At 71.1% G+C, this 17,069-nt stretch carries 14 protein-coding genes; 7 read left to right on the forward strand and 7 right to left on the reverse strand.

All coding sequences use genetic code 11. The features are described from left to right. On the forward strand, positions 1-1,327 hold a 1,327-nt coding region (locus tag N4G66_RS06370), incomplete at its 5' end, for an MFS transporter (protein ID WP_261702972.1). A gap of 54 nt (positions 1,328-1,381) precedes the next feature. Here N4G66_RS06370 and N4G66_RS06375 read toward each other — a convergent pair. From N4G66_RS06375 to lnt, 4 genes are all read right to left on the reverse strand, one after another. Next, a complete protein-coding gene (locus tag N4G66_RS06375; protein WP_261702973.1) occupies positions 1,382-3,307 on the reverse strand; it encodes a helix-turn-helix domain-containing protein in 1,926 nt (641 codons plus the stop codon). A 331-nt stretch (positions 3,308-3,638) separates the two neighbouring features. Continuing rightward, on the reverse strand, positions 3,639-4,439 hold the full coding sequence (locus N4G66_RS06380; protein WP_261702974.1) for a 3-hydroxybutyrate dehydrogenase: 801 nt from the start codon (positions 4,437-4,439) through the stop codon (positions 3,639-3,641). Positions 4,440-4,499: 60 nt separating this feature from the next. Then, positions 4,500-4,973 carry an NUDIX hydrolase gene (locus tag N4G66_RS06385; RefSeq protein WP_261702975.1) on the reverse strand — a complete coding sequence of 158 codons (474 nt, stop codon included), beginning with the start codon at positions 4,971-4,973 and terminating at the stop codon, positions 4,500-4,502. 56 nt (positions 4,974-5,029) lie between these two features. Next, on the reverse strand, positions 5,030-6,643 hold the full coding sequence (gene lnt, locus N4G66_RS06390) for an apolipoprotein N-acyltransferase (RefSeq protein ID WP_261702976.1): 1,614 nt from the start codon (positions 6,641-6,643) through the stop codon (positions 5,030-5,032). Between the two features lie 240 nt (positions 6,644-6,883). Between lnt and N4G66_RS06395 the strand changes: the two genes are divergently transcribed. Next, complete coding sequence (locus N4G66_RS06395; RefSeq protein WP_261702977.1) at positions 6,884-7,939, forward strand: O-antigen ligase family protein; 1,056 nt, start codon at positions 6,884-6,886, stop codon at positions 7,937-7,939. A gap of 19 nt (positions 7,940-7,958) precedes the next feature. Here N4G66_RS06395 and N4G66_RS06400 read toward each other — a convergent pair whose 3' ends face one another. Continuing rightward, positions 7,959-8,504, reverse strand: a complete 546-nt coding sequence (locus tag N4G66_RS06400; protein ID WP_261702978.1) for a hypothetical protein — start codon at positions 8,502-8,504, stop codon at positions 7,959-7,961. A 208-nt stretch (positions 8,505-8,712) separates the two neighbouring features. Continuing rightward, positions 8,713-9,498, reverse strand: a complete 786-nt coding sequence (locus tag N4G66_RS06405) for a glutamate racemase (RefSeq protein ID WP_261702979.1) — start codon at positions 9,496-9,498, stop codon at positions 8,713-8,715. Between the two features lie 58 nt (positions 9,499-9,556). On the opposite strand from N4G66_RS06405, the gene N4G66_RS06410 reads away from it, so the two are divergent. Beyond that, the gene (locus tag N4G66_RS06410) at positions 9,557-10,732 is read left to right on the forward strand and encodes a glycosyltransferase (RefSeq protein WP_261702980.1); all 1,176 of its coding nucleotides are present in this window, start codon (positions 9,557-9,559) and stop codon (positions 10,730-10,732) included. An 18-nt stretch (positions 10,733-10,750) separates the two neighbouring features. Here N4G66_RS06410 and N4G66_RS06415 read toward each other — a convergent pair whose 3' ends face one another. Further along, positions 10,751-12,097: a TerD family protein gene (locus tag N4G66_RS06415; protein WP_261702981.1), complete on the reverse strand. Its 1,347-nt coding sequence runs from the start codon at positions 12,095-12,097 to the stop codon at positions 10,751-10,753. Between the two features lie 279 nt (positions 12,098-12,376). Between N4G66_RS06415 and N4G66_RS06420 the strand changes: the two genes are divergently transcribed. The 4 genes from N4G66_RS06420 (at position 12,377) to N4G66_RS06435 (ending at position 17,057) form a co-directional block, all read left to right on the forward strand. After that, positions 12,377-12,796 carry a DUF6643 family protein gene (locus N4G66_RS06420; RefSeq protein WP_261702982.1) on the forward strand — a complete coding sequence of 140 codons (420 nt, stop codon included), beginning with the start codon at positions 12,377-12,379 and terminating at the stop codon, positions 12,794-12,796. A gap of 45 nt (positions 12,797-12,841) precedes the next feature. Then, positions 12,842-13,666, forward strand: coding sequence for an MOSC domain-containing protein (locus N4G66_RS06425; RefSeq protein ID WP_261702983.1), 825 nt, complete (start codon positions 12,842-12,844; stop codon positions 13,664-13,666). Between the two features lie 184 nt (positions 13,667-13,850). Further along, a complete protein-coding gene (locus tag N4G66_RS06430) occupies positions 13,851-14,456 on the forward strand; it encodes an Rv1733c family protein (protein WP_261702984.1) in 606 nt (201 codons plus the stop codon). A gap of 171 nt (positions 14,457-14,627) precedes the next feature. After that, positions 14,628-17,057, forward strand: a complete 2,430-nt coding sequence (locus tag N4G66_RS06435) for a right-handed parallel beta-helix repeat-containing protein (RefSeq protein ID WP_261702985.1) — start codon at positions 14,628-14,630, stop codon at positions 17,055-17,057. The last annotated feature ends 12 nt before the right edge of the window (positions 17,058-17,069 follow it).

Consider the following 17,069-nt stretch of genomic DNA (forward strand, 5'->3'; position numbering starts at 1 on the left):
CAGTCTCATCGGCACCACCATCGAGTGGTACGACTTCTTCCTCTACGGCTCGGCCGCCGCCCTGGTCTTCAACAAGCTGTTCTTCCCCGGCTCCGACCCGCTCGTCGGCACGCTGCTGTCCTTCCTGACGTACGCCGTCGGGTTCGCGGCCCGGCCGCTGGGCGCGCTCGTCTTCGGGCACTACGGAGACCGGCTCGGCCGCAAGAAGCTGCTGGTGCTGAGCCTGCTGCTGATGGGCGGGGCCACGTTCGCGATCGGTCTGCTGCCCACGCACGCGACCGTCGGCGCGGCGGCCCCGGTCCTGCTGACCACGCTGCGCCTGGTGCAGGGTTTCGCGCTGGGCGGCGAATGGGGCGGCGCCGTCCTGCTGGTTTCCGAGCACGGCGATGCGAAGCGGCGAGGATTCTGGGCCTCTTGGCCGCAGACCGGAGCACCCGCGGGCCAACTCCTGGCGACCGGCGTCCTTTCCCTGCTCACCGCCACCCAGTCGGACGACGCCTTCCTCTCCTGGGGCTGGCGCATCCCGTTCCTCCTCTCCGGAGTGCTGGTCGTCATCGGTTTGTGGATACGTCTGTCTGTCGATGAATCGCCCGTGTTCAAGCAGGCGTTGGCGCGGGCGGAGGCCCGCAGGACGGCCGGGACGGACAAGCCGGAGAAGCTTCCGCTGGTCTCCGTACTGCGCCACCACTGGCGTGACGTGCTCGTCGCGATGGGCGCCCGCATGGCCGAGAACATCAGCTACTACGTGATCACCGCCTTCATCCTCGTGTACGCCACCACCTCCGCCGGCGTCTCCAAGCAGACCGCGCTCAACGCCGTCCTCATCGCCTCAGCCGTGCACTTCGCCGTCATCCCTGCCTGGGGCGCGCTCTCCGACCGCATCGGCCGCCGCCCCGTCTACCTGCTCGGCGCTGCGGGCATCGGCCTCTGGATGTTCCCGTTCTTCTCCCTGATCGACACCGGCGGCTTCGCGAACCTGGTCCTGGCCGTCACCGTCGGCCTGGTCCTGCACGGTGCCATGTACGCGCCCCAAGCCGCCTTCTTCTCCGAGATGTTCGCGACCCGGATGCGCTACTCGGGTGCCTCCATCGGCGCCCAGTTCGCCTCCGTCGCGGCGGGCGCGCCCGCACCGCTCATCGCGACGGCGCTGCTCTCCTCGTACGGCAGTTCAACTCCCATCTCCCTCTATGTGATCGGGGCGGTCGTCCTGACCCTGATCGCCGTGGGCTTCGCGAAGGAGACCCGCCACCGCGACCTGTCCGACGTCGAGGCCACGGCCGACGAGCAGCCCGCTCCCGTCACGCCGGCGGACGCCCGTACCGTCTGACCGCGCGAATCCGCGCTCCCTCATCCCCGCACGCAGTGATATCGCGTGCGGGGATCAGTGCGGCCCGTCCGATGACAACCGGTGCAGTCTCAGGGCGAGTTGGATCTCCAGGATGCGGGCCGGGCTCTGCCAGTCGTCACCGAGCAGGCGCCCCACCCGCTCCAGCCGCTGCGCCACGGTGTTCACATGCACATGCAGGGCGTCCTTCGTGCGCGCGGGGCTCATACCGCTCGCGAAGTACGCGTCGAGGGTTCGCAGCAGGTCGGTTCCGCGCCGTTCGTCGTAGGCGACGACTCCGCCGATCGTGCGGCCGACGAACCCTGAGATGTCCCGGTCCCCGGCGAGCAGCAGCCCCAGGAACCCGAAGTCCTCGGCGGCCGCGCCGTCCCCGGCCCGGCCGAGCAGGCGCAGCGCTTCCAGACAACGCTGCCCCTCCGTGTACGCCGAGGTCACCGCTTCGGGGTGCGCCGCAAGCCGGTCGACGGGCGCGGAGGCGCCGACCGTGACCGCCTCGTGAACGGCGGTGCCTAGTTCCTTGGCCGTGCGGCGGGCCAGTGTCGTCGCTGTGTCGCCGGGCCCGAGCGGGAGCAGCAGGACGGTGCCACCGTCGCGGGCGGCGGCCAGCCCGTGGCGGGTGGTGGCGAGATGGGACGCGGCCGACCACAGCCGTCTGCGCGCGCCCGCCTCCTGGTCGGCGTCGGAGGTCGTGACCTCGAGCCGGGCTGCCAGCACCACATGACGGCCGTCGAGATCGGCGTGCAGCCGCGCCGCCCGTTCCCGCAGCAGCCTCGGATCGCGGTCCCGGGCGTCCAGTAGGTCGTCCAACAGCTCGCCGCGTACGCGCTGTTCGGCCTCGGATGCCGAGCGTCTGGCGAGCAGGAGCAACGAGGTGACCATCGCGGCGCGCTCCAGGGTGCGCTGGTCGACGGGGTCGAGGCCCGGATGCCCGTGCAGCACCAGCGCGCCGAGCAGCTCGCCTCCCGCCGCCACCGCGGCGACCCAGTCGTCGCCGTGCCGAACGGCGTGGGCGTCGGCGCGGGCCGCCTCCACGGCCATGGCCGGTGTGCCGCCCGGTTCCGCGAACTCGACCGTGCCGTCCAGGACTTCGGACACCGCTGCGGCCACGTCGTGGACTCCCCCGCCGCGCAGCACGAGTTCGGCCAGCCGGTCGTGGACGTCCGAGGCGCGCTCGATCACTCCGCTGCGGTCTTGGATGATCTCGTTGGCCCGGCCCAGGCGGTCGAGGGCGGAGCGGGTCTCCGCCAGCGAGTTCGCCGTGTCGATGGCGGCCGCGGCGAGGGCCGCGAAGGAGCCGAGCAGTGCGATCTGTTCCCGCTCGAAGACCCGCGCTCTGCGGTCCGCCGCGAACAGCACGCCGATGACCTGGGGCCCGATCATCAACGGCACGCCGAGAATCGCGACGAGCCCCTCGTCCTGCACGCCCGCGTCGATGGTCCGGGTGTGCTGGAAGCGTTCGTCCTTGAAGTAGTCGTCGGTGACATACGGACGGGCTGTCTGTGCGACGAGTCCGCCCAGGCCCTCCCCCATGCCGAGCCGCAACTGCTGGAAGCGTGCCGCCACCGAGCCCTCGGTGACGCGCATATAGGTGTCGCCCCTGGCCGCGTCGTTCAGGCTGAGGTACGCGATGTCGGTGCCCAGCAGTGACCGGGCCCGCTGCACGATCGCCTGGAGCACGGCGTCGAGGTCACGCAGGCCCGCGAGGTCGTGCGCGGTCTCGAAGAGCGCGGAGAGTTCGGCCTCGCGGCGACGGCGTCCTTCTATCTCCGTGCGCACGCGCAGGGCGAGCAGCTTGGCCTGTTCGAGCGCGGCGACGCGCTCGGCGGGGCGGCCCTCGGCGCGGGCGAGCAGCACCGGCTGCTCGTAGGCGTCGGCGGTCGCTCCTCTGGCCAGGAGTTCCAGGAACGGCGCTTCCACGCTGTCTGCGGAGCGCTCGGCTGATGGCAGGTGGTCGCTGGACATGGCAACAGGATCGCGCATCCTCGGGGCGGCGCCCCGGCCCTGTGGATAACTCACGACCTGCTCCGCTACGGCTCGGGGGTGGGGCCGGTCCGGTGCCGCTCGATGTCGGTCCGGTACGGCTCGGGAGGGGACCGGCCCGAGCCGGCTCATGAAGGGGTCTGCTCCGGCGAGCGAGGGGCGAGGGCAGGTTCCGTTGTGGCTGGTGAAGCAGGTCGACCCGACTCCGACAGGGCTCGCGGCAAGGACACGCGCCGATGCGGCTCGGGGCGAGGCGGGTGAGGCGGGCTCGGCTCCGGCCTTAGCTCCGGCCCGGCCTCAGCGCCGGCTCCGGCTAGTGCGCGGTCCAGCCTCCGTCCAGGGCCAGCGACGTTCCGGTCATGAAGGCCGCCTGCGGACCGCAGAGATAGGCCACCGCCTCGGCGACCTCTTCCGGCTCGATGAGCCGCTTGACCGCGCTGTCCCTCAGCAGGACCTCGGTCAGAACGCGCTCGCGCGGAATCCCGTGCGTCCTCGCCTGATCCGCCAGTTGTTTCTCGACCAGTGGGGTGCGCACATAGGCGGGGTTCACACAGTTCGAGGTGACTCCGTGGGGCGCGCCTTCAAGGGCTGCGGTCTTCGAGAGGCCCTCGAGTCCGTGCTTCGCGGCGACGTACGCCGACTTGAACGCCGAGGCTCGCAGCCCGTGCACGGAGGAGACATTGACAATGCGGCCCCAATTCTGGCCGTACATATGAGGCAAAGCCCCGCGAATGAGCCGGAAAGGTGCCTCCAGCATCACGGTCAGCACCCTGTGGAACACGTCGGGCGGGAATTCCTCGATGGGGCGGACCATCTGCAGCCCCGCGTTGTTCACGAGGACATCGGTGCCGGCCGCGACCTGCTCCGCCGCGTCGAGGTCGGTGAGGTCGAGGACGTGCGGTTCGACGGTCCCGGCCAGACCGTGCATCTCCTCGGCCAGGGTTTCCAGGCCCTCGGCATCCCGGTCGACCGCTCTCACCTTCGCTCCGGCGGCGGCGAGCCGCAGCGCGCAGGCTCGGCCGATGCCGCTCGCGGCGCCGGTGACGAGGGCGGTGCGGCCGCCGAGGTCGAGTGCGGAAGCGTGGAGGCCCGGGAGGGCGCTGGGCGCGGTCATGCCTCGACCCTAGGCAGCCCCCGTTCCCCAACCGATGTGGTCAGCACACATACTTCGCACTCAGGTCATAGGCTCGAACCATGTGGGTGCGTCAACCAGCGCCTGCTTGATCCGGGTAAGGGCGTGCTCGTTCAGCTCCGGCAGGGCGTCCACGTCGAACCAGCCGACCTGGAGCGACTCGTCGTCATTGACGCGGGCCTCACCACCGACGGCATGGCACCGGAACGTGGTGTCCATGAACTGGCAGACGTCGCCGTTGCCGAAGGTCATCTGCTCCCCGGCCCGGACCATGACGACCCGCTCGACCTCGATGTGCACGGCCGTCTCCTCGTACACCTCGCGCACCGCGCAGGCCGCGGGTTGCTCCCCCGGATCCGGAATGCCGGAGATGAGCGCCCACTGGTGGTTGTCCGAACGCTGCCCGAGCAGAATCCTGCCCTCGTCGTCGAGGACCACGGCGGTCACCCCGGGAAGCCAGAGGAGCTGGTGGCCCGCGGAAGCCCGGATCGCGCGGATGAAGTCGGGAATAGCCATGACCCCGACTTTATCGGCCCGACTCCGCCACCCCGCGCGGACCAGGGAACCCTGCCTTAGGCGCCGGTGTTCCGCCGCGAGCGGACCGCGGTCGCCGCCGCCCAGCCGAGGCCACCCGCCGCGACCAGCACCAGGATCATCTCCGGGATGATGCCGAGCTTCGTCGCAGGGGTCTCGGAGGAGCGCAGCGGCACCTTCTGGACCAGCGAGTCGGCGACGAACATCCCGGTCTTCTGGGTGATCTTCCCGTCCGGCATGATCACGGCGCTGACACCGCTCGTCACGGGGACCGTGACGGTGCGGCTGTGCTCGACGGCGCGGATGCGGGACATCGCGAGCTGCTGGTAGGTCATCTCGCTGCGGTCGAAGGTCGCGTTGTTGCTGGGCACCGAGATGATCTGGGCGCCATCGGTGACGGTGCTGCGCACGGCCCAGTCGAACGCCGCCTCGTAGCAGGTGACGAGGCCGACCCCGGTGCCGTTCATGGTGAACACACCCGGCTCGGTGCCGCGGCTGAAGTCCTGGCGCACCATGCTCGTCCAGTTCTTGTTGATGGCCCCGAGCAGCGGGCGGAGCGGCAGGTACTCGCCGAACGGCTGGACCTGGCGCTTGTCGTAGGTGTCCACCGGGCCCTTGTCCGGGTCCCACAGGATCTGCTCGTTGTAGAGCTTGCCGTGCCGCTCGACGACCGCGCCGACGGAGACGGGGGCACCGATCGCCTTCGCGGCCTCGTCGATCACGAAGCGTGCGTCGGCGTTGGCGAACGGGTCGATGTCGGAAGAGTTCTCCGGCCACAGCACCAGGTCGGGCTTGGCTGCCTTGCCCGCCCTGACCTCGGCGGCCAGTCGCTCGGTTTCCCTCACATGGTGATCGAGGACGGCGCGCCGCTGGGAGTTGAAGTCGAGTCCCGCGCGCGGGACGTTGCCCTGGATGAGCGCGACGGTCGCCGTGCCGTTCTCGGCCTTGTCGCTGACGAGCATCCGCGCGGCGAGCGCCCCGACGACGGGGACGGCGACACTGAGCAGCGCCACCACGGCCGCGCCGCGGCTCAGGACGCCCGTACCGCGCCGCTCGACGGCCAGGCGGACGATCTCGTACAGCCCGAAGCCGCCCAGCACGACCGCGAAGCCGAGCACTGGTGTGCCACCGACCGCGGCGAGCGGCAGGAAGACGCCGTCGGCCTGTCCGAACGCGATCTTCCCCCAGGGGAAGCCACCGAAGGGCGCACGCGCGCGTGCCGCCTCTCCGGCAATCCAGAGTGCCGCCGCCCACAGCGGCCACCCTGGGAGCCGGCAGACGAACGTGATCCCCGCGCCGACGAGCGCGACGTAGATCGCCTCCACCGCGACGAGCGCGAGCCAGGGACCGGAGCCGACTTCGACGCCGGTCCACACCAGCAGCGGCAGCAGGAATCCGAGGCCGAACAGATAGCCGAGGCCGAGACCGTCCTTCCAGGAGCGACCGCGCAGGGTCCAGCCGAAGACCGCGAAGGCCGGCAGGGCGAGCCACCACAGGGTCCGTGGCGGGAAACTGACGTACAGCAGCACTCCGGAGAGCGCCGCGGCGGCGGCCGGAACGAGGCGACGCACCAGAGCGGCCCCGCGCGGGGCGGGCACGGCCTGGGGTTCGAGCTGTTCCGGCTCGTCTACGGTGGTTGCGGTGGCGGTCACTTGGGGAGTGTACGGCGCTTGACCTGGGCGCCGACAGCTCGGCCTCCTCGGTCCCGATGGGCGGAACACCGCAGGGCAGGCTCCTTCGCACGGATCTGCCGCAACGTTCCTGCACAACAGGTCCCCAAACCGGCGCATCACCCGTTACGGTGTGGCCGAACCTCTGACGTGCGGCCTGATGCGGTGACGGCGCCCGGGGTCCGGCAGAGTCGGGGGGCGACGGGGGTGGGTTCCACGGGGATGGCGTCCACGGCTGATTCGACGGCCACGGGCGAAAGACGCAGCGCTTCCGATGTCGCCGGCATGGTCGTGCTCGCGGCCTGTGCCGCCTGGTCGCTGATCACGGCTGCCGCGCACGACGGCCGGCCCGAGGGCATGCTGCTGGCGGTGCTCGCGGTTGCGGCGGGTTACGCCTCGGGGCGGATCCTCGGAGCGCTTCTGCCGGTGGCCGCCCTCTGCGCCGGAGCATTGGCCGGACTCGGTCTCGCGATCGCCACGCCCGGACCGCAGATCAGCCTGCAACTCGGCCACACCGGTGCCACGACCGCCCTGCTGACCCTCTCCTGCGGCGCCGCGTGCTGCGCGGCGTGGGCCGCGCGCCCGCCCACCCTGCGGCTCGCGCTGCGGCTGCTGGCCGCCGGGACCGCGGTGACGGCGGCGCTCCTCGGGTCCACCACCGGATTCGTCACCTGCACCGGGGTTCTGCTGTGTTCGCTCGCCGCCGCCCGTGTGCGGCGCCGGGCCCTCGGCCTGACGGGGCTCGCGGCGGCAGCGGCGCTGGTGACCGGGGCGACCTGGGCGATCGGCGAGGACGCGCTGCCGGGCGGACTGACCGCGTCCCTGGAGGGCCAGCTGACCGAGCACCGCGTCCTGCTCTGGCACGACGCCCTGCGCATGGCCCGTGGGAATCCCCTGCTGGGGGTCGGGCCGGGACGTTACGGAGAGCTCAGTCCCACGGTCGCCCAGTCACCGCTGCCCGACGGCAAACCCCACTCCGCGCTCCTGCAGCAGGCCGCCGAGCAGGGTCTGACCGGCGTGGTCCTGCTCGCGGCGGCGTTCTGCTGGGTCCTGTACGCGCTGTTGCGCTCGCCGCGCACCACGCCGATCGCGCTGACGACGGGCGCGGCCCTGACGGCTGTGGCCGTCATCGCGTCGATCGGCAACGCACTGAGCTTCATGACGGTGACCGCGGGTGCGGGACTGCTCGCCGGGCTCGCGACCGCACGCCCCCTGACCACGGGGGAGCCGGACGACGTGCAGGCCGCCAGGCGTTCCGACGGCCGTCCGGAGTCGTGAGCGGCGCCCTCGTCGGTTGTCAGCGCACCACGCCTGTGGTGTCCGGGCGCAGATGACCGCGGATGATCCGTACCGCCGCCTCGGCGTTGTCCACGGTGATCGTGAACGTGTGGCCGTCGCCCAGGCGCAGCACCACACCCTCGCCCCGCCGGACGATGACGGCAGTCCCCTGCTCGGGCCGCCAGCGATACCCCCAGCCGCCCCACTGGCGCGGGGTGACCTGGGGCGCGAAGTCGGCACCGACGACCGTCGAGAGAGGGATGCGGCGGCGCGGCAGTCCTATGTGGCCGCAGCGCACCTCGAGGAAGTCCTCGTCCACCCTCACCGCGACATGCACGAACGCGAGCGTGCCGAAGAGGATGAGCAGTCCCGCCGCGATGCATCCGACGACGGACATGACCAGCGGCGCCGTTCCCGACGTCCAGCCGGAGGAGACGGCCAGCTCGATCCCGAGAGCCAGACAGGCCACGCCGCCTATGGCCGGCAGCCACTGAACACGATTCCTCGCATGTCCGGTCCAGATCTCCGGATGCGGGGAGGTTTCGCCGTGGGGATGGTCCCTCATGCCAATGAGACTACTCAGGTTCCGCTGCGCGGGCACCGGGTCGCACAGCGTCACTCGGCCGTGTGGACGAGCGCCCCACCGACGGCGTCCGAACGGTGACCGACCGTGCCCGCAGGGCGCCGGGTTTCCGTAAGTTCACCGACATCCGTCCCTGGCCGGAAGTCTCCAGCGGCAGGCACGGCGTTACGAGGGCGAGGACTCTCGCCGGTCAGCGAACGGGGCTGACCGCCGAGAGGATCCGGCCTTCCTCATAGGTGAGCGCGGTCGCGGGCAGCGCGCCCTCGCGTCCGCTCAGAAGGACCGTGACCGTGGAATCGGCGGGGGCCTCGGGGTCCGGGAGCTCGCCGATCCGGCGCAGCGCCTGGGCGGCGACCGCCCCGGCGGAACCGTGCAGGACGAGCGGCGGGCGGCCGGGGCGCTGCACGGCCGCGCGGATGCGCTCGGCGACCAGCTCGTAATGGGTGCAGCCCAGGACGACGGCCCTTACGTCCTCGGGGGTGCGCGCGGCGGCCGCGGCGATCGCGGCGTCGATGGCCGTCTGGTCGGCGTACTCCACGGCGTCCGCGAGTCCGGGGCAGGCCACCTCGGTGACGTCCGCTCCGTCGGCGAACTCCTCGATCAGCCCGCGCTGGTACGGGCTGCCGGTGGTGGCGGGTGTGGCCCAGATCGCGACGGGTCCGCCGCCCGCGGCGGCCGGCTTGATCGCCGGGACGGTGCCGATGACGGGCACCCCCGGTTCCAGGCGGGCACGCAGGGCGGGCAGGGCACGTACGGAAGCGGTGTTGCAGGCGACGATCAGGGCGTCGGGCCGGTGCAGCGCGGCGGCCTCGGCGACCGCGAGGGCAAGCGCGGTGACGTCTTCCGGTGTGCGGGGTCCCCAGGGCATGCTGCCGGGGTCGGAGGACAGGACGAGATCGGCGTCGGGCCGCAGTCGACGTACCGCGGCGGCAGCAGCGAGCAGTCCGATTCCGGAGTCCATGAGCGCGATCTTCACCCGGTCACCATAGACGATCGGTCTTTACGGGCGACTGTGGTGGGGCAGACTGCGGCAGGTGAGCGCCCTCGTGTGGATCGCTGTCGGATCACTGGCCGCGTGGCTGTGGCTGCTCCTCGGCCAGGGCTTCTTCTGGCGTACGGACGTCCGGTTGCCCGCCTGCCGCGAACCGTCGGACTGGCCTTTTGTCTGTGTCGTGGTGCCGGCCCGGGACGAGGCCGCCGTCCTGCCCGAGAGCCTGCCGTCGCTGCTCGCCCAGGACTATCCGGGGCGGGCCGAGATCTTCCTCGTCGACGACGGCAGTTCGGACGGCACGGGAGAGCTGGCCCGCGAGCTGGCGTGCCGGCACGGCGGACTGCCGCTCACCGTCGGCTCACCGGGAGAACCGCCTGCGGACTGGACGGGCAAGCTGTGGGCCGTACGGCACGGCATCGGCCTCGCCCGCGCGCGGGGACCCGAATATCTGCTGCTGACCGACGCGGACATCGCGCACGCCCCGGACAGTCTGCGGCTCTTGGTGGCGGCGGCCCGCACGGGTGGCTTCGACCTCGTCTCGCAGATGGCCCGGCTGCGGGTTGAGAGCCTGTGGGAACGACTCGTCGTACCCGCCTTCGTCTACTTCTTCGCGCAGCTCTACCCCTTCCGCCGGATTGCCGTGAAGGGCTCGCGGACGGCGGCCGCGGCAGGGGGATGCGTCCTGTTGCGCGCGGACACCGCCGAGCGGGCGCGGATCCCGGACGCGATCCGGCATGCCGTCATCGACGACGTGGCGCTCGCCCGTGCCGTCAAGCGGGGCGGCGGCCACATCTGGCTGGGCCTGGCCGAGCGGGTCGACAGCGTGCGCCCGTATCCGCGGCTGCACGATCTGTGGCGCATGGTCTCGCGCAGCGCTTACGCCCAGCTGCGACACAGCCCGCTGCTGCTCGCCGGAACCGTGGCCGGGCTCGCCGTGGTGTATCTGGTGCCGCCGGTCGCCCTCCTGGTGAGCCTCGTCGCGGGGAACGCGTGGGCGGCGACGGCCGGGGGGCTCGCCTGGCTGGTGATGACGGCGACGTACATGCCTATGCTCCGTTACTACCGGCAGCCCCTGTCGCTCGCTCCCCTGCTGCCGGTCACCGCGTTCCTCTATCTCCTCATGACGGTCGACTCCGCGGTGCAGCACTACAGGGGGCGCGGCGCGGCTTGGAAGGGCCGCACCTACGCCCGCCCCGACACCGCCCTCGACGAGAACTGAAGGGCGGGGGCCGGGAGATCATTTCCTGCCGGGCGTCCAGTTCATGCCCCAGCCGTAGGCGTGGTCGACGGTGCGCTGCGGACTCACCCCGCGCGCGGGGATCAGGTACCGGGCCTCGCGCTGGACGACCAGGTCGGCGCCGCTGCTGGTGATGAGGGCGAGCGCGCAGACCGTGGAGGGGACCGTGCACTCGTCGAGCGAGAAGTCGATCGGCGCGCCGTTCAGCGGCTGGAGGGTGACCGTGGCATGCAGATCGGCGAAGGATCGCGCGCCTTCGTAGATGGTCACGAAGATGAGGATGCGCCGGAAGCTCTGCTTGTGATCGAGGTTGATGGAGAGGTTCTCGCCACTGGCCACGGCCCCGGTGCGGTCGTCCCCGTCGAGATGTATGTACGGCGGCTGGTGCAGCGCTCCGAAGGCGTTGCCGAGTGCCTGCACGACTCCCTTGCGGCCGTCGGACAGCTCGTACAGCGCGCACAGGTCGAGGTCGAGGTCGGCATGCATGGCGACGGCCCTGCCGCGTTTGCTGCCCCAACCCGAGAACTGCTTGCGCACCTCCCAGTTGAGGTTCACGCGCAGGGCACCGGCCGTGCCCCCCTGTTTGCTGAGCGAGACGGAGGGGGCCTCCTTGGTGAGCGTCACTTTGGACAGGCGGACCGGCGCCGGAGGGGCCGCGGGCGGTCGCGGAGTCATGGGCGGGGCCATCGGCGGCGGCATGGTCACGGGCGGCGCGACCGGCGGCGGCATGGTGACCGGCGGAGCCACGGGGGGCAGCGGCCCTTGTACGAGGGTGGCGGGCGACGGGGGCGCGGGGGGTACCGCGCGTTGCGGCTCGTCCACCGTGATCCCGTAGTCGGTGGCCAGCCCTTCCAGTCCGCTTCCGTAGCCCTGTCCGACGGCACGGAACTTCCAGGCACCCTGGCGCCGGTAGAACTCGCCCAGCACGAAGGCGGTCTCGACGGTCGCGTCGGTGCTGTCGAAGCGGGCGACCTCCGTGCCGTGCTGTGTGTCGAGCACCCGGATGTACAGGCCGGGAACGCGTCCGAAGGAGCCGCCGTCCGCCGAGGCGGCCAGGACCACGGTCTCGACGACGGGTTCCGCGCGCGTGAGATCGACGAGCAGTGCGTCGGTCACCTGGCCGCCGTCGTTCCGCTTCCCCTCGTGGCGCACGGCGCCCGAGGAGTGCGCCGGTTGGTTGTAGAAGACGAAGTCGCCGTCCGAACGAACCTTTCCGGCCACCAGCAGCAGGGCGGAGGCATCGACGTCGGGCACCCCCGGTCCTGATCGCCACCCCAATTCCACCCGGAGTGCCGTCGTCGGGACAGGAACATTCGATCCCTTAGGCATTGACATGTACGCCCCCATCACGTGTCTCCACGCCGGTACGAGTCCCGAACGGACCGCCGGCTCCGTTCTCGCCAAACCTAATCCCCAGGCCCGCCGACTCCCATGGCTCACACCAGAAGATCCTGGTCAACCGCCGGTAACCCGTCCGAAGCTCGGCCTTTACACGATCTCAACCATCTTTGACGTCCTTTTTTGCCGAGTTCGCTCGCATTGGGGATCCCGCGTCACCGCCGACACGGAAAACAACCCTCTTATCGGTCTCCCCAACCAGCACATCGTGGGCTTAACTTATGTGCCATGACCTCCCCCCGCTCCACCTATGGCGGCGGTTACTACTCCGCCTTCCAGGACACCCCGATCTACGACTCCCTCGTCGCTGAGCGGGGTACCCCTCAGATCGCCCCGATCCGGGTCCCTTCCGCCTACGACCCGGGCAGCAACAACCTCCCGGCGCTGCCGTCCGCGCTCCCCGCGCTGCCGGCCGGCCCCTCCTCCTACGGCTACCAGCAGGCCCAGCAGCCCTCGCCGCTGCAGCAGGCTCCCTCGCCGTACATCCCGCAGCAGGCCGGCGCTCCTCGGGGCTATCCCAGCCCCCAGCCGCAGCAGCCCCGTCCGATGGCGGGTACGGGCTACGAGGCGATGCGCCCCGCAGCTCCCCGACCCGCCCCGGCTCCCTACCAGGACCCCTACAACGGTCAGCAGTACCGCGGGTACTGAGACGTCCGAACCCGATTGTCGGTGCTTCCTGGCACCATGGCGGTCATGGGGAACGCGGTACTGCACTCGATTCACGTCCATCCGGTCAAGGCGTTCCGGGGCCAGTCGCTCCGGGAGGCCGAGGTGGAGCCCTGGGGGCTGGCCGGAGACCGACGCTGGGTCCTGATCGACGACGGGGGAAAGGTCGTCACGCAACGCGAGCAGCCGCGTCTGGCGCTGGCCGCCGCCGAGACACTTTCCGGCGGCGGCCTTCGTCTGTCCGCCGAGAACCGCGATCCGGTGAATGTTCCCGTGCCCGAGCCCATCGGCACGACCCCGGTGGAGATCTTCGGCGACAAGGTGGAAGCGGTCCTCGCCGCCCCGGAGGCACACGATTGGTGCAGCGGATACCTGGGCGCGGATGTGCGCCTCGTCCACATGGACGATCCGGCCTTCCGCCGGCCCGTCGACCCGGACTTCGCGCTGCCGGGTGAGACCGTCAGTTTCGCCGACGGCTATCCGCTGCTCGTCACCACACTCGGATCGCTGGACGCTCTCAACTCCTTGATCGCGCAGGGCGACCACGCCGAGGAGGGCCCGTTGCCGATGAACCGCTTCCGGCCGAACGTCGTCGTATCCGGCACCGACGCCTGGGCCGAGGACGACTGGTCGCGGATCGCGATCGGCGAGGTCACCTTCCGGGTCACCAAGATGTGCGGCCGCTGCGTCGTCACCACGACCGACCAGGGCACCGCCCGGCGCGGCAAGGAGCCCCTGCGCACGCTCGCCCGGCACCGTCGCTTCGCCGGCAAGCTGACCTTCGGGCAGAACCTGGTGCCCGAGTCCGGCGGCACGCTGCGAGTCGGCGACCCGGTCACGGTCCTCGGATAGCCCGCGATCACCTTCCGCCAGAGGCCTGGCACGGGGAACCCCGCCGCGGGGCGGAAGCGTTGAGTCGGCGTGAGACGTTTCGTGAAGGGCCCTGGAGGAGGGTGACGTCGCTCTCTCTTCCCCGGCCTCACGCGTGAACGGCTCCGCTGCGGGTTATCACGTACGCGGAAGGGGGTGCGGGACGGTGCGCGCGATCATCGGTCTCTGGCGCTGGCGGCACAATCCGCTGCGCCGTACGACAGATCTCGTGGAGGCCTGGCTGGCCCTGGCCGCCCTCCTGCTCGTCCTCGTCGCAGCGCCCCTCGTCGGAGCGGCCGTGGGGGCCTCGGTCCAGGGCACGCTGCAAAAGGCCGTGCGGGACCAGCGCAGGGACCGTCACCAGGTGACGGCCGTCGTCGTCAGGAAGCTTTCCCGGGGCCCGCTGGCGCCCGACCCCGAGACGCCGTCGGGACGGGACGCGCACAGCCGCGTCCTGGCCGACTGGACGGCGCCGGACAGCACCGCGCAGCGCGGCACGGTGGTGGCCACCCTCAAGTCCCCGCGCCCGGGGGATCATTTCTCGATCTGGACCGACCGGCACGGCCGAATAATGGGCCGCCCGCTGGACGGTGCCACCGCGACCACGCACGCCGTTCTGGCCGGTTTCGGCGCGGCCGTGCTGTCGGCGGGACTCCTGGAGGGCGGCAGGCGCTTGATCCTGTGGCACATGATCCGTCGGCGTTACACCCGATGGGACCGGGCATGGGACAAGGCAGGTCCCGACTGGGGCAAGGCAGACACCGGCAGCTGACGGCGTTCCCGCTCCGGTCAACCGGTCGTCCCCGCGCACGCTACGGTGGACCGGCCGAACTGTTCGGCACCGTCGTGAGAGGCTGTCCGCAGGGACCGGGATCCCGACCGACGGGGCATCAGCACGACCTCGCAGGACCCGCGTACGACGAGGTGGGGGCACAACAGCGCCATGGCACAGGGCACGGTCCAGGTGACGCACACCGGAACCTCGCGGTGGCGGCGCCGCACGGGTGAGTACGCATCGCTGGCCGCCGCCCTGGAGGTCGCGGCCGACGGCGACGTGCTGACCATCGCTCCCGGCACCTACCGGGAGAACCTGGTGGTGGAGCGCGCGGTGACACTGCGCGGCCCCGAAGGGTCCCCCGGCTCCGTGCGCATCGCACCGATCGACGGCGTGGCGTTGACGGTGCGCGCCTCCGCCGTGGTCCAGGACCTGCATGTGGAGGGCCAGGACTCGGCCTCGCCCGCGCTGCTCGTCGAAGAGGGCACACCGGAACTGCTGGACATACGGATCGTCACGCGCTCCGCCGCCGGGATCGAGGTGCGCGGTGGCGCCCGCCCGACCGTGCGCCGTTGCACGGTCGACAACCCCGGGGGCGTCGGCATCGCCGTACTGGACGGCGGCGGCGGGGTGTTCGAGGAGTGCGAGGTCGTCGCGGCCGGTCAGTCGGGGGTCGTGGTCCGCGGGGGCGCGCATCCGCGCCTCGAGCGCTGCCGGGTGCACCACACTTCCGGTGCGGGCCTGTCGGCGACCGGCGAGAACTCGTCGCTGGAGGCGGTGGGTTGCGAGGTGTACGAGGTCAAGGGTTCCGGGGTGCAGATCACCGGCCGGGCCACGGCTCATCTCACCGACTGCGATGTGCACCGTACGACCGCGGACGGCATCACCCTCGACACGGACGCGGTGCTCACGCTCGCCGACTGCCGCATCCACGACATCCCGGAGAACGCGGTCGATCTGCGCTCGCGCTCGGTGCTCACCCTGACCCGTACGACCGTGCGGCAGTTCGGACGCAACGGCCTTTCGGTCTGGGACCCGGGCACCCGCGTGGACGCCAACCAGTGCGAGATCTTCGACAGCACGGGCGACTACCCCGCAGTGTGGGTGAGCGACGGCGCGACCGCGGTACTGGACTCGTGCCGGGTGCACGACGTGCCGGACGCGCTGTTCGTCCTCGACCGGGGTTCGCGCGCCGACGTCGTCGACTGTGACATCTCGCAGGTGCGCAACACCGCGGTGTCGGTGAGCGACGGTGCCACCGCACAGCTCGACGACTGCCGCATCCGGGACGCCGCGACGGGTGCCTGGTTCCGCGACCACGGCAGCGGCGGCAACCTGTCCGGCTGCATCGTGGACGGCACACAGACCGGCGTGATCGTCACCAAGGGCGCTGATCCGACCATCGAGCGCTGCACGGTCACCTCGCCCGCCGAGGCGGGCTTCTATGTCTCGGCGGACGGCCGGGGCAGCTTCCTGAACTGCCGGGTGGTGGACAGCGGGGGCTACGGCTTCCATGTGATCGACGGCTGCCGGGCGACCCTGCGCAAGTGCCGGACGGAGCGGTGTGCGCGCGGGGGTTACGAGTTCGCCGACGCGGGCTCGGCGACCGGCGGAGGTCCCGTCGTCGAGGACTGCGCAAGCGACGAGAGCACCGGACTGCGCACCCCGGCGCACGAGACGGCGGTCGAGACGTCGGCTTCGTCCGCGAGTCTGCTGGGGGCGATCCCCGGTCAGCGCAGCACCGAGCGGGAACCGCTCGTCGCCGGCGTGGAGCCCGCGGAGCCGACCCGCGGATCGAAGATCGTCCTCGGTGAACTCGACACACTGGTGGGCCTGGAGAACGTCAAACGCGAGGTGCGTGCCCTCACCGACATGATCGAGGTGGGCCGGCGCCGGCAGGAAGCGGGCCTCAAGGCGGCATCCGCCAGGCGCCATCTCGTCTTCACCGGCTCCCCCGGCACCGGCAAGACGACCGTCGCCCGGCTGTACGGCGAGATCCTTGCCTCGCTGGGTGTGTTGGACAAGGGGCATCTCGTCGAGGTGTCCCGCGTCGACCTGGTCGGTGAGCACATCGGGTCGACCGCGATCCGCACCCAGGAGGCGTTCGACCGGGCGCGCGGCGGTGTGCTGTTCATCGACGAGGCGTACGCACTGTCGCCGGAGGACTCGGGCCGCGACTTCGGGCGCGAGGCCATCGACACGCTGGTGAAGCTGATGGAGGACCATCGCGAGGCGGTGGTGGTGATCGTCGCCGGGTACACCGCGGAGATGGAGCGGTTCCTGTCGGTCAACCCCGGGGTGGCGTCCCGCTTCTCACGGACCATCACCTTCAACGACTACCTTCCCGACGAGCTGCTGCGGATCGTGGAGCAGCAGGCGGAGGAGCACGAGTACCGGCTGGGTCCGGGTGCGGCCGAGGCGCTGCTGAAGTACTTCACGGCGATTCCGAAGGGGCCCGCGTTCGGCAACGGACGTACGGCGCGGCAGACGTTCGAGGCGATGGTGGAGCGGCACGCGGGCCGGGTCGCCCAGCTGGACGAGCCGAACACGGACGACCTGACCCTGCTCTACTCGCAGGATCTGCCGGAGCTGCCCTGATCTTCCGCCGCC

Source organism: Streptomyces rhizosphaerihabitans (genome assembly GCF_025399795.1).
In the GTDB taxonomy this organism is placed as follows: Bacteria; Actinomycetota; Actinomycetes; order Streptomycetales; family Streptomycetaceae; genus Streptomyces; species Streptomyces rhizosphaerihabitans.

Bases quoted from the DNA above. Each gene is read 5' to 3' on its own strand.
- N4G66_RS06420 (WP_261702982.1), top strand. From the start codon at position 12,377: ATGACCTCCCCCCGCTCCACCTATGGCGGCGGTTACTACTCCGCCTTC.
- N4G66_RS06380 (WP_261702974.1), bottom strand. From the start codon at position 4,439: ATGACCGCGCCCAGCGCCCTCCCGGGCCTCCACGCTTCCGCACTCGAC.
- N4G66_RS06425 (WP_261702983.1), top strand. From the start codon at position 12,842: ATGGGGAACGCGGTACTGCACTCGATTCACGTCCATCCGGTCAAGGCG.
- N4G66_RS06400 (WP_261702978.1), bottom strand. From the start codon at position 8,504: ATGAGGGACCATCCCCACGGCGAAACCTCCCCGCATCCGGAGATCTGG.
- N4G66_RS06385 (WP_261702975.1), bottom strand. From the start codon at position 4,973: ATGGCTATTCCCGACTTCATCCGCGCGATCCGGGCTTCCGCGGGCCAC.
- N4G66_RS06435 (WP_261702985.1), top strand. From the start codon at position 14,628: ATGGCACAGGGCACGGTCCAGGTGACGCACACCGGAACCTCGCGGTGG.
- N4G66_RS06375 (WP_261702973.1), bottom strand. From the start codon at position 3,307: ATGTCCAGCGACCACCTGCCATCAGCCGAGCGCTCCGCAGACAGCGTG.
- N4G66_RS06415 (WP_261702981.1), bottom strand. From the start codon at position 12,097: ATGGGGGCGTACATGTCAATGCCTAAGGGATCGAATGTTCCTGTCCCG.
- N4G66_RS06395 (WP_261702977.1), top strand. From the start codon at position 6,884: ATGGCGTCCACGGCTGATTCGACGGCCACGGGCGAAAGACGCAGCGCT.